This window comes from Vibrio sp. Vb2960 (genome assembly GCF_033337665.1).
Classification (GTDB): domain Bacteria; phylum Pseudomonadota; class Gammaproteobacteria; order Enterobacterales; family Vibrionaceae; genus Vibrio; species Vibrio alginolyticus.
On sequence record NZ_JAWORD010000002.1, the window covers coordinates 168,264 to 179,774 of the forward strand.

The following is an 11,511-nucleotide window of genomic DNA, read 5'->3' on the forward strand; positions in this document are numbered from 1 at the left end:
CAGATAAAACCTGACCTTAGCCTGAGTCTTACTGTGGTTGGGAAGGTTGTTTGTACAATGACTTAATGGTGTTTTTCAACCATAGCAATTTGGGATTGTACGCATTGCGTTTATGCCAAATCATGGTAAATGGAATCAGTAACTTGTCTTGTTGAGCTTGGTCTAATGGAATTGGCAAGCACACCAAATCGAGATGCAGCTTTTCTGTGTAACTTTTGCAATAGTGCGGCGCGGTGGTGATCATGTCATGCGTCGGCTGCGCTGCCATAAAAAGGGATTGCTCAAAGTTGGACATCGTCAGCCCGATAGAGCGCTGTAGCCCTAGTTCCGTTAATACTTCATCCAACGCCCAAGTTTCACTTTTTTCCCAAACAATATTGATGTGTTGGTAGCTCAGAAAGGTCTCGAGATTCCACTCTTGCTGTAATGCCGGATGATCTTTATGCAAATACACCATCGGCAGGTCATAAAATAGAATCTCAAAATCCAAGAAATACGGCAGAAGATCCAACGACTCTTTCGATCTAGGGTGACTTTCTCGGCCGGTAAAACCGATATCTGCCTCGCCTCGAATGATGGCGTCGAGTGAATCGTAATCCCAGTTACTGGTTTTTACTTTCGCTTCAGGGTATCGCTGATGGATAGCGACGATGAGTCTGTCCAGCACCGTGAGCACTAATGGCGACTCAATCGTGATATCAAAACGCACTCCTTTAGGCGTAATATCGCTGCGTTTTTCTGCAATCTGGCAGCCAATTTGCAGCCATTCTGCAAGATCTTGCTCCATGCTTTGCGCCAAGGGCGTTGGCGTAAGACCTTTAGGTGTTTTGACAAACAAAGGATCATCGAACCAATGACGAAGTTTGTTGAGCGACTTACTTACGGTAGAGGGCGTAACGTTCAGCTTTTTCGAGGCTTTCGAGACGCTTTGCTCTTGCAACAATAATTGCAGAGTGAACAGTAAGTTTAAATCAAGTCGCGCTAGGGATTTCTTCATAATGGGTATCGTGAACAGGCTTTGGAATCAATAGTATTAGAGCAAGGCTGATTACGCTACCTAACACTAAGATAAACACCAACATATTCAGTGCACTAACGCCGATGAAACCCATAAACCAAATATAGAACGCGGAACTACAAACTTGAGCAATGCCCAGTATTGAGCTCGCCACGCCAGCTTGTTGAGAGAATGGGCTGAGCGCTTGGCTCATGGCCACGCCAAAGCCACAAGCGAAGCCAGCGCAAATCAGCCCAAGTCCGAACACATAGTAAAAAGGTTGTCCATCATGGAAATGGGCTGCACTGAGCACGATGGCTGAACAAACGAGCAATACTTGAGAGGTTATCATTAAGGTTCGCTGTTTAAAAATCCCCAATACCAATGGTGCCGAGAACGAAATCAACATACTGATCGTCGCAGTACCAGCCATGATGGAAGAATAGCCACCGCGATCAAAACCAAGCATGCTCATCACGACAATTGGTGAAGCGTTAACAAAAGTCAGAATGGTGGTCACTCCAAGTGCAGTAATGATCAGCCTACTGATAAAAAATCGCTCGAAGAAAGTCTCTTGATGGCTCTCTGGCGCTGTCTGTTCTTCACCTTGTTGGCTGGGTAGTGATTCCTTGAGAACAAAAATGGCCAATACACTGACGAGAATGCCCATTCCTGCCATTGTGGTAAACAAACTCGGCCAAGGAAATTTCAGCATAATCAAGTGACCAATCACGGGTGCGATCACTGGAATGATACAGGTGATGCCATTGAGCATCGACAATACTTTCGCGCGGCGTTCATCGTCTAACGTGTCGCGTAAAATCGCGAATGCGACGACATAGCAAGATCCAGCCCCGATGCCTTGGCAAAAGCGAGCAATCAAGAAAGTGTTTGGTTGCTCAGCCATCCCGCCGAGAAAAGACGCGAGCACGAAGATCATCGCGCCGACGACGGCAACAGGCTTTCGTCCCACAGAGTCTGCAATTTTCCCCGCGAATAACATGGTGGTAGCCATGCCAGCTAAATAGATCGAAAACGCAATATGCAACTGAGATTCACTGGCGTTGAGATCTGACGCAATTTGAGGCAAACCAACAAGATACAAATCAATGGCAGTAGGGTAGAGTAAAACGAGTGCAAAACTACAAAGTAAAAAACGGGACATGGAAACCTCTCTATCGAATGGCGAGGATAATAGAGTGCTAAACGTTTGCCTGCGAGTGGGAAATACGACACTAGGTATTTCTATTTACGACATACCCTGTATGAATTGAGCATAAAAACAACAAGGAAGATTATGATTACCATTGAAAAGTATTCGCCTGAGCGACATGAACAAACTTGCGAACTTAGCGTGCTAGAAGAGCAATCGCAGTTTACGGTCGCGGATGTGGGTGAAATGCTTACGCGTCTTGAACCTACAGAGCTTCCGCATCTGATTCTGGCGGACGATGACGTGGTTGGCTTTTTTCTATTTGATGCTGCTTACAGCGAGAAATACGATTTTTGCCCGAAAAACAGTTTAGGCGTGCGTGCTTTGCTGGTGGATCACCGTCATCAAGGCAAAGGCATCGCCAAGCGAGCCATTCAACAGTTTGCCGATTTCGCCAAACGCCATTATCCCGAGTTTGATGCGCTTTATCTCACCGTGAATTGCCGCAACATACCCGCTTATCAGTGCTATTTAAAATCAGGGTTTGAAGATACCAATGAGCTTTACCACGGCGGCCCCGTTGGACCGCAACACATTATGAGACAGCCGCTTTAAGTTCGCTGTTGGGTAAGTGTTTGCATATGGCATTCAAACTTTTAACTACACAACATTTTAAGATACCAGTGTCATATATACTTTAAGTGTTTAAATGAACAATATGATGGAGTGTATTATGGATTTTATAGAACGAGTTCAAGCTCTTTCCAAAAAAATTCCCCAAGTATCAGCGAGTTTAGCTACAGAAGAAGCAACAAAAAACGCATTAGTAATGCCATTTTTGCACTCTGTATTAGGTTATGATGTCTTTAATCCAAATGAGGTTATCCCTGAGTTTACTGCTGACATTGCTACGAAGAAGGGAGAAAAAGTAGATTACGCGCTCATTAAAGATGGGGTTGTACAAATTCTTATCGAGTGTAAAAAATTTGGTGAGCCATTGGCCACTAAACATGCTAATCAATTGTTTCGGTATTTTTCAGTAACCAATGCACGTATTGCGATTTTAACTAATGGATCTGAATATCAGTTTTTTACGGACTTAGACGCTCCAAATAAAATGGATGAAAAGCCGTTTTTGACTTTGGATCTTGCCAATCTTGATGAGCACGTAATTCCCGAAGTGAAAAAGCTTACCAAGTCTTCTTTTGATGTTGAGTCTGTAGTTGATGCTGCCGGTGAGCTCAAGTACCTCAATCAAATTAAAAAAGCACTTCATGAACAGTTTCAGAGCCCTGAAGAGGAGTTTGTAAAATTCTTTACTTCAAAAGTGTACGATGGCGTCCAAACCGCAAAAGTCAAAGCACAGTTCATGGATATTACAACGAAGGCTCTAAAACAATTCTTGAACGACAGCATTAATGCTCGATTGAAATCTGCAATTGGTGGAGATGATAAAGCACCGATCAAGGTAGACGATAGCGTTAACACCTTTGAAGAATCCGTCGAACCTGCTCAAGATAAGCCCAAAGTTCAAACGACAGATGAAGAGATCGAGGGTTTTAATGTAGTTAAGGCGATATTGCGACAACAAGTTGATGTACAGCGAGTGTGTGCCCGTGATACGCAAAGTTATTTTGGTATCCTGCTTGATGACAACAATCGGAAGCCATTATGTCGCCTTTGGTTCAATACCAAACAAAAGTACATTGGCCTCTTTGATGAAGCTAAAACAGAAACCCGCCATCCAATCGACTCGATTGACGATATTTTCAAATTTAGTGAACAGTTACAAAGTACGCCAGAACTTTACGAATAGGCTTACATAGAAATGCAAATGAAGCTCCAACACATGATGTTTTGATATCTGTGCTGGGGCTTTTCTATTATTCAATCGCCTTAGTTTTGTACAAACCTAGGTATCTTTGAGTTTTGGGATGGACATTTAATTTTAAAACATATACTTAAGGTGACTTAGATAGTTAAAAACCAAGGATGGAAAGATGAGGATTGAAATCGACAATTTAGAACGGTCGCAAGTGATAGCGCTGTTGGAAGGACATTTACAGGACATGTACGCCACGTCACCACCAGAAAGCGTGCATGCGTTAGATTTAGATAAGCTCAAAGCGCCAGAAGTGACATTTTGGACCGGATGGAAAGGTGAGCAACTGCTTGGGTGTGCGGCGATTAAAGAGTTGGATGACCAACACGCGGAGCTGAAATCCATGCGCACCACGCCTACGGCAAGAAACCAAGGTGTGGCATCTCAATTATTGATTCATGTGATTGAGCAAGCGAAGCAAAAAGGTTTGCAGCGCTTGAGTTTAGAAACGGGCTCGATGGAGTTTTTTAAACCAGCGCGCCTGTTGTATGAAAAGCATGGCTTTGTGTACTGCGAGCCGTTCGGGGATTACGAACTCGATCCGAACAGTCAATTCATGACCCTAGAACTGAGCTAGGGCCATGAATTTTTGGAAGCTAAATCCAATCGATTTAGAAATTCAGATTCAAGTTGATGGTTGGCGACAAGAGGCTTGAACGCTCGTCAGCCAATCGCTTTCTCTTCTCTTTCAGTCTCTTGGCATTATCTTTGTCTGGATTGCCATCAAGCTGATTATCGATGACCGAGATTTCAGTATCGATTTGTTGGATGCGTTGCTGGCGTTGATATTCTTGATGACCTAACTGGTAGTTCTCAATAAACTCTTTGCTGCTGCATACACCGTAATATTCTTTGCCTTCGATACCGACAGTGTACCCATTGTCTGGTGAGCAATATTGGATAGTGCCTTTATCAAAGCCTTCTTTCCATTTCGCTCGGTCGGGTGTCACACCCGCTTCACCACAGTCTTCGGTATAGCTATTGATAATGTTTGGATCGTTGCCGTCTCGGCCATCTTGATAACCTACGTTGTACCAGTTTGCCGTTTTGCACTCATCCGGAGACATGCTGGCGCAACCTGAGAGCAAAGTCAGTAAAGCCAGGGGGATTAGCGCTCTTTTCATCAGTGACTGTCCTTTAAATAAAATCGAATTGATAACTTGAGTTTAAAATGAACACTGTTCATATCAATGGTTGAAATCATTGTATTCACAATTGTGGTGACTCATTAATCTAAGTGATAAATTTATTATGCTGAATAGAAGTGTGTTTGATTAGTATTATCCACGAACTGCGCCTTTGCTGCATCAATCCACTAGCCTTGGCCCCAAATTAAGTGATAATACCAACATAAAGATAAACACCGTCAATGAGGCTAAGACATTGAGCGAACAACCCACCGTCCTTATTATCGAGGATGAATCTGCTATCGCAGAGAACCTGATTCATGTATTAGAGATGGATGGCTACCACGCAGAGTGGTTTGCAACGGCAGGAGAGGGCTTGGCCTTTTTGCAGCACAACTCCGCAGCGTTACTTGTCTTAGACGTAGGCTTACCGGATGGTAATGGTTTTGAATTGTGCAAAACCATCCGTGAGTTTTCTGATATTCCCATTATCTTTCTCACCGCAAGAAGCGATGAAATTGACCGCGTCGTGGGCTTGGAGATTGGCGCGGATGATTACGTGACTAAGCCATTTAGTCCGCGTGAAATGTTGGCTCGCATTAAACTTAGAATCAAAGCTAAAGCGCCAATGATGGAGCACAAACCAGAGCCTGTGGCTGTTCCAGAACAGCCTCAATTGAACCAAGGTTTGGTTGCGCAGAACTTCGACTACGGTGTTGGCGGGCAAATGCTTGGGCTGACCGCGGTGGAGTTCAAGATCCTCGATAAACTGATTTCTGTCTCTTCCAATGTATTGAGTCGAGAGCAACTTATGATCGCGGCAGACATGGCACCAGAGGCTGCATATGAGCGTAATATCGATACCCATATCAAAGCGATTCGCCATAAGTTGAAGCCGTTTGAGATGTCTGAACGCATCTGTACCAAACGTGGCTTTGGTTACTTTTACTGCATTAAAGGTGAATGATGAATCGTTGGCCGAAGATCCCACTTGGACTCAGACTGTTTTTTCTCTACTTCATCTTAGTCGGAATGACGGCTTACATGGTGAGCAAAACTGTCGTCCAAGAACTTAAGCCAACCGTGCGTCAAACCACCGAAGAGACGCTGGTGGATATGGCGAACTTACTCGCGGTATTGGCTGAAGAAGACGTCGCCAACGACAAGTTGTCTGAGAGTCGCTTTTCCAAACTGCTAGCGGCTTATGGGCAGCGAGAACCTCAAGCGCGCATTTGGGAAATTGGCAAAAAAGCGATCAACCATCGAATTTACATCACCGATAAACAAGGCATTGTGATTGCGGATTCTTGGCAACAAGACGTAGGCAAAGACTACTCGCAATGGAATGATGTGTATCTCACGTTGCGTGGTCAATACGGCGCACGCAGTACCATCGAAGACCCGAAAGATCCGCTCTCAACCGTTATGTACGTTGCTGCGCCCATTTACCACAAAGGCGAAATCATTGGCAGCGTGACGGTGGCAAAATCCAATCGCTCAGTACAACCCTTCATCGATCTTTCTAAACGCAATGTGCTGTTTTGGATGGTGTGGATGAGTGGTTTAGTGCTATTGGCAGGGGCATTGTTTGCTTGGCGAATTCACTCGGCACTGAACAAGCTAGAAGACTACGCGACCAAAATGGGTGAGGGTGAAAAGGTCTCTAAGCCGACATTTCGTATCTTTTATGAGTACGGCACGCTAAGCGACGCATTAGAGAAAATGCGCAATCAGCTCGATGGTAAACAGTATGTGGAAGAGTACGTACAAACGCTGACTCATGAGCTGAAAAGCCCGTTATCAGCAATTAAAGGCGCGAGTGAAATATTGCAAATGCCGTTGCCTGAAGAAAAGGTCACGCGCTTTGCTGGCAACATTGAGCGAGAGAGCGACCGCATGCAGTCATTGATTGATAAGTTGCTAGAACTTGCTCGTCTTGAAAAGCGCCCCGAGCTAGAACAAGTCGAAGCTATCTCGCTAAAACAAATGGTCAATGAAGTGGTTGAATCGGCGGATACGCGTTTGAGTGCAAAGTCGGTGATTACCAACATCCAAATTGATGACCATCTCGCCGTGCTTGGTGATGTTTTCTTACTAAAACAAGCCGTTTTTAACCTGATGGACAATGCGTTGGATTTTGTTGATTCAGAGGGATGCATTGAATGGAAAACTGAGGTCGCGAAAGAGAAAGTGTGCCTGTCGATTTTCAATTCAGGTCCTCACATTCCCGACTATGCGATGCCTCGTTTGACCGAGCGCTTCTACTCCCTCGCTCGGGAAAATGGCGTTAAGAGCACTGGGCTTGGGCTGAATTTTGTTGAGCAAGTGACCAAGCTGCACAAAGGTAAGTTGCAAGTCGAAAACGTCGATTCTGGCGTGAAAGTGACCCTTATTTTACCAACTCCATAGAAACTCCACATTAGCTCCATTCGTTCTCCAAATTGCTGATTTAGATTACTCCCATCAGCAAATGGAGAATGAAATATGAAAAAGATCCTCAATAACCAACTCGGCACGAAGTTCGCCTTCGTGCTGTTTTTGTTTGTCTTATTGCAAATCCCGCTTTCAATGGTCACAGGGCTGATCTCAGAGCGCTCATATCGCCAAGATGAAGTCAGAAATGACATCGCACGCAGCAGCAGCGGCGAACAGCGCATCATTGGTCCATTCATCATGGTTAACTACACCGAAACCAGTTACCGAGATGACAAAGTACAGATTAAAGAGCGCCGTAAATTCCTTCTACCCAGCACTTTTGATATGAGCGCGAATCTGGACAGTTTTGAAAAGTACCGAGGCATTTACCGTGCGCGTTTATACAAAGCACAAGTGGCACTGAAAGGCACTTTTGATGCAGACGATCTCGCGGCGTTGCAGGGGCTTGATATTGAAAACATGAGCCTAGTGGTTGGCATTGAAGACAGCCGTGGATTGATTCGTTTGGATGACATGACCATGGCGAGTGCTAACATCGAAGTCGCACCGGGAACGGGGTTAGATCAGTTACCACAAGGCTTCCACAGTGTTCTAACACCCGCAGACCTAAACGCAAAACAACCTTTGGCATTCGATCTTAACTTCTTGCTACAAGGGATGGGACAGCTTCAAGTCACACCAATTGGCAGTCAAACAACAGTGGAGCTCTCTTCAGCATGGGCGCATCCAAGCTTTATTGGTGATTACTTACCGGTGTCGTCAGAGGTATCTGAAGATGGATTTAACGCGCAATGGGCGAGCAACAACTTCTCAACCAATATCGCGCAGCTGTTCCAAAGCTGTTTGTCATCGAATCACGCTTGTCACGAGCTTGAACAGCGACAAATGGGCGTAGATTTGATTGACCCCGTTGATCACTATTTGAAGTCTCACCGAGCTGTGAACTATTCACTGTTGGTTATCACATTAGTATTTGCGAGTTTCTTCTTATTGGAGTTGTTCCAAGCGCGTCCGGTGCACCCTGTGCAATACGGCTTTATTGGTCTGGCTTTAGCACTTTTCTATCTGTTGCTGATTTCGGTGAGTGAACACCTCGGCTTTAACTGGGCGTATGTGGTGTCAGCAGTTGCATCGACGGGGCTTTTAAGTGTGTACGTGAGCGGTATGTTGAGCAACACCAAGCACGGCGCGATATTCGGAGCGTGTTTGCTCACTCTCTACGGATTACTGTTTGGCTTGCTACAAGCAGAGAGTTACGCATTGGTCATGGGGACATTACTGTGTTTTGCGATTTTGAGCTTCACTATGGTCATTACACGCAACATCGACTGGTACGCACGAAATAAGAAAGCAGAAGAAAGTGCAAAGGCGAATCGTGAAGATGTTTAAACGAGTCACTCTTGCTGGTCAGCCAAGCGATATGGTGGAAGAGACGTCCGCTATCTACCTGCGATTTTCTGCAAAAAATGGACTGAAAAGCTTGGTGTGTTTTATCGCATTGGTCGTTATTGCACTCTATGTTCGAGACAACTTTATTCGCCCGACATTTGGTGATGTTCTCGTTGTGGTTTGGCTCTACTACTTTCTTGCAAGTATGTTCTCTATGCCCGTTAACTGGCTGGTTTCATTGGTGGTGTTGATTGCGTTTGCTGTTGAGTTAGGGCAATTGTTACAGGTTGCAGCTTGGCTTGGTATCGAATCTTCATCGCCTCTGGCAGTGATTTTGGGCGCCACATTTGATTGGAAAGACATGCTGGCTTACTGCATCGGAGGTCTACTGTGTTGGTGGATGGAAAAGAAATGAAAACCGAGATGAAAGCTATTGTGCTACCAAACCAACTTCGACATTCCAAACGAGGTACTCGTAAGAGGCTCAAAATCAGTTTACTCAAGCGCGTGTACCTTTGGTCACTGACCAATAGAGAGCTGCTGTAAACCTCGCCTCTTTATATGAAATACAAAAGGGAATCTCAAACTCACCGGCGCACAGGGTGAGTTAAGATTCCCTTATTATTGACTAAGATATTGAGTTCTTACTTTTAATTAACTTTCAAATGAAAGTTTATCGCCGAACGCCTCTTTCCAGTCTTTATCGAACTGTTCAACCGCAGGTTTTACTGCTGGGTGAGCGAACATTTGTGCCGCCACATCGGTTGGCAATGTAATGGCTTCGATGCCCAGTTTCATCACCTCCATCGCTTGTTGAGTGTTCTTGAAGCTGGCTGCCAAAATCTTCGCTGGTAGTTGGTTTTGATCGAGCAACAATTGAAGATCCGCGACCACTTCAACACCGTTGCCGTTCATCGCATCAATGCGGTTTACGTAAGGTGCTAGGTAGTCAGCACCGCACAGTGCCGCTAGGAAACCTTGTTGAGCTGAATAGATAGCGGTAGAAAGAACCTGAATTCCTTCTTTTTTCATTAGCTTAATTGCTGCTAAGCCGGTTTCTGTTGCTGGCACTTTTACCACCATATCGTAAGGTAATTCATTCAGTTGGCGCGCTTCTGCCAGCATACCTTCGACGGTTGAACTCACGACTTGAGCGTGAAAGCGAGGTGTACCGCCAAGCGCTTCTTGCATGCCTGCTAGGGTTTCATTCAGTCCCTGTTTTGATTTCGCCAAAATGCTTGGGTTTGTCGTCACGCCTTTTAGCGGTAGGCACTGGTTAAAGCGTTTTACTTCTGCCACATCAGCAGTATCTAAATAAAGTTCAATCATGGTTTCTACCTTAAACAAAATCTTCGTTTTGATGATGGGATCACTATAGATCTGACAATCGAACGAGATCTTGATTTTGATCAATTGAAATTTCATTTGAAACTATAATAATTTCATTAAATGAAAGTTAAGTGAAACTTGTAAACGCTCAAATGAAGCTTTCAGTTAGAAAACAGAAAAGCTGTTCATAAGACTCAACGAGCAAAAGAAGCGAATTAGGTACACAGCGGTAGCACAGACCAAGAGGCAAGCAGAGATGTATTTCAATATCCAACGATTCTCTACCCATGATGGCGATGGCATTCGTTCCATTCTTTTTCTTAAAGGATGCAGCTTGTCTTGCCCTTGGTGTCAAAACCCAGAAAGCCGCAGCGAAAAGCATTCACTGCTGTTTGATCAGCGAAGCTGTATGGAAGGTTGCCAACTGTGCGTTTCTGCTTATCAAGCCACAACTCAACCCACAGCGGGTAGCGAAAGGGTGGGTGATGGTATTCAACGCATCGACAACCAGATCATCATCAATCGCAAAGCCATCAAAGAAGACCAACTGATCGCGCTGCGAGACGTCTGTCCTACGCAAGCACTGACTGTCTGCGGTGAAGAGGCGAAATCAGACATGCTGTTCGACACCTTAATGAAAGACAAACCTTTCTACGACCAAAGCCAAGGTGGCGTGACCTTCTCCGGTGGTGAGCCACTCATGCAAGCGGATTTGGTAGCAGAACTCGCACAGCGTCTGCATGACAACCAAGTCTCGACTGCGATTGAATCGTGCATGCATGTTCCGTGGAAGAACGTTGAAAAAGCCGCGCCTCATATCGATTGCTGGTTGGCGGATTTAAAACACACCGACGAAGAAAAGTTTCTTAGCTGGGCGAAAGGTTCACTAAAACGCATCAAAGACAATTTCCGAAAACTGGCACCTATCGCGAAGCGTATTGTGATTCGCGTTCCCGTTGTGCCGGGGTTTAATGACACCATCGAAGAGTTGAAAGACATCATCGATTTTGCGGCTTCACTAGAAAGCTGCCAAGAACTTCACTTGCTGCCGTACCACACGCTCGGCATCAATAAATACCGTTTGCTCGATATGCCTTACGAGTGTTCTGACAAGCCATTAAACAAACCAGAACTGCTAGAAAGCGCCATGCAATACGCAAGCGAAAACACCCAACTTAGCGTGATTGTAAGAGGTTAA

At 45.0% G+C, this 11,511-nt stretch carries 12 protein-coding genes; 8 read left to right on the forward strand and 4 right to left on the reverse strand.

What is annotated here, in order from left to right:
* Window positions 1–28: 28 nt before the first annotated feature.
* The gene (gene yidZ / locus R7O03_RS02725) at window positions 29–997 is read right to left on the reverse strand and encodes an HTH-type transcriptional regulator YidZ (RefSeq protein ID WP_318131430.1); all 969 of its coding nucleotides are present in this window, start codon (window positions 995–997) and stop codon (window positions 29–31) included.
* Window positions 972–2,162 (reverse strand): MFS transporter, encoded by a 1,191-nt coding sequence (locus R7O03_RS02730; RefSeq protein WP_182038072.1) that lies wholly within the window; start codon window positions 2,160–2,162, stop codon window positions 972–974. Before R7O03_RS02730 ends, yidZ begins: the two co-directional genes overlap by 26 nt.
* Window positions 2,163–2,294: 132 nt before the next feature.
* Between R7O03_RS02730 and R7O03_RS02735 the strand changes: the two genes are divergently transcribed.
* The 3 genes from R7O03_RS02735 to R7O03_RS02745 all read left to right on the forward strand — a co-directional run bounded on the left by R7O03_RS02735 (window position 2,295) and on the right by R7O03_RS02745 (window position 4,609).
* Window positions 2,295–2,765 carry a GNAT family N-acetyltransferase gene (locus R7O03_RS02735; protein ID WP_054865785.1) on the forward strand — a complete coding sequence of 157 codons (471 nt, stop codon included), beginning with the start codon at window positions 2,295–2,297 and terminating at the stop codon, window positions 2,763–2,765.
* A 118-nt stretch (window positions 2,766–2,883) separates the two neighbouring features.
* On the forward strand, window positions 2,884–3,966 hold the full coding sequence (locus tag R7O03_RS02740; protein WP_239939037.1) for a type I restriction endonuclease: 1,083 nt from the start codon (window positions 2,884–2,886) through the stop codon (window positions 3,964–3,966).
* A gap of 184 nt (window positions 3,967–4,150) precedes the next feature.
* Window positions 4,151–4,609: a GNAT family N-acetyltransferase gene (locus R7O03_RS02745; RefSeq protein WP_053303884.1), complete on the forward strand. Its 459-nt coding sequence runs from the start codon at window positions 4,151–4,153 to the stop codon at window positions 4,607–4,609.
* Between the two features lie 34 nt (window positions 4,610–4,643).
* Here R7O03_RS02745 and R7O03_RS02750 read toward each other — a convergent pair whose 3' ends face one another.
* Window positions 4,644–5,156, reverse strand: coding sequence for a DUF2799 domain-containing protein (locus R7O03_RS02750; protein WP_005374970.1), 513 nt, complete (start codon window positions 5,154–5,156; stop codon window positions 4,644–4,646).
* A 259-nt stretch (window positions 5,157–5,415) separates the two neighbouring features.
* Here R7O03_RS02750 and R7O03_RS02755 point away from each other — a divergent pair, with 259 nt between their 5' ends.
* The 4 genes from R7O03_RS02755 to R7O03_RS02770 all read left to right on the forward strand — a co-directional run bounded on the left by R7O03_RS02755 (window position 5,416) and on the right by R7O03_RS02770 (window position 9,399).
* Entirely contained in the window at window positions 5,416–6,126 is a 711-nt protein-coding gene (locus R7O03_RS02755) for a response regulator (RefSeq protein WP_318131431.1), read from the forward strand.
* Window positions 6,126–7,568: a two-component system sensor histidine kinase CreC gene (gene creC, locus R7O03_RS02760; protein ID WP_318131473.1), complete on the forward strand. Its 1,443-nt coding sequence runs from the start codon at window positions 6,126–6,128 to the stop codon at window positions 7,566–7,568. The genes R7O03_RS02755 and creC overlap by 1 nt, the downstream gene beginning before the upstream one ends.
* A gap of 75 nt (window positions 7,569–7,643) precedes the next feature.
* Window positions 7,644–8,984 carry a cell envelope integrity protein CreD gene (gene creD, locus R7O03_RS02765; RefSeq protein ID WP_318131433.1) on the forward strand — a complete coding sequence of 447 codons (1,341 nt, stop codon included), beginning with the start codon at window positions 7,644–7,646 and terminating at the stop codon, window positions 8,982–8,984.
* The gene (locus R7O03_RS02770) at window positions 8,971–9,399 is read left to right on the forward strand and encodes a DUF2809 domain-containing protein (protein WP_318131435.1); all 429 of its coding nucleotides are present in this window, start codon (window positions 8,971–8,973) and stop codon (window positions 9,397–9,399) included. The genes creD and R7O03_RS02770 overlap by 14 nt, the downstream gene beginning before the upstream one ends.
* Window positions 9,400–9,638: 239 nt before the next feature.
* Here the strand turns inward: R7O03_RS02770 and R7O03_RS02775 are convergent, their stop codons facing one another.
* On the reverse strand, window positions 9,639–10,313 hold the full coding sequence (locus R7O03_RS02775) for a fructose-6-phosphate aldolase (RefSeq protein ID WP_318131436.1): 675 nt from the start codon (window positions 10,311–10,313) through the stop codon (window positions 9,639–9,641).
* Window positions 10,314–10,569: 256 nt separating this feature from the next.
* Between R7O03_RS02775 and R7O03_RS02780 the strand changes: the two genes are divergently transcribed.
* The gene (locus R7O03_RS02780; RefSeq protein WP_318131439.1) at window positions 10,570–11,511 is read left to right on the forward strand and encodes a glycyl-radical enzyme activating protein; all 942 of its coding nucleotides are present in this window, start codon (window positions 10,570–10,572) and stop codon (window positions 11,509–11,511) included.

Excerpts from the sequence above, each read along its gene's own strand:
- R7O03_RS02730 (WP_182038072.1), bottom strand. The coding sequence starts at position 2,162 with ATGTCCCGTTTTTTACTTTGTAGTTTTGCACTCGTTTTACTCTACCCT.
- R7O03_RS02775 (WP_318131436.1), bottom strand. The coding sequence starts at position 10,313 with ATGATTGAACTTTATTTAGATACTGCTGATGTGGCAGAAGTAAAACGC.
- R7O03_RS02750 (WP_005374970.1), bottom strand. The coding sequence starts at position 5,156 with ATGAAAAGAGCGCTAATCCCCCTGGCTTTACTGACTTTGCTCTCAGGT.
- yidZ (WP_318131430.1), bottom strand. The coding sequence starts at position 997 with ATGAAGAAATCCCTAGCGCGACTTGATTTAAACTTACTGTTCACTCTG.
- creC (WP_318131473.1), top strand. The coding sequence starts at position 6,126 with ATGAATCGTTGGCCGAAGATCCCACTTGGACTCAGACTGTTTTTTCTC.
- creD (WP_318131433.1), top strand. The coding sequence starts at position 7,644 with ATGAAAAAGATCCTCAATAACCAACTCGGCACGAAGTTCGCCTTCGTG.
- R7O03_RS02735 (WP_054865785.1), top strand. The coding sequence starts at position 2,295 with ATGATTACCATTGAAAAGTATTCGCCTGAGCGACATGAACAAACTTGC.
- R7O03_RS02780 (WP_318131439.1), top strand. The coding sequence starts at position 10,570 with ATGTATTTCAATATCCAACGATTCTCTACCCATGATGGCGATGGCATT.
- R7O03_RS02745 (WP_053303884.1), top strand. The coding sequence starts at position 4,151 with ATGAGGATTGAAATCGACAATTTAGAACGGTCGCAAGTGATAGCGCTG.
- R7O03_RS02740 (WP_239939037.1), top strand. The coding sequence starts at position 2,884 with ATGGATTTTATAGAACGAGTTCAAGCTCTTTCCAAAAAAATTCCCCAA.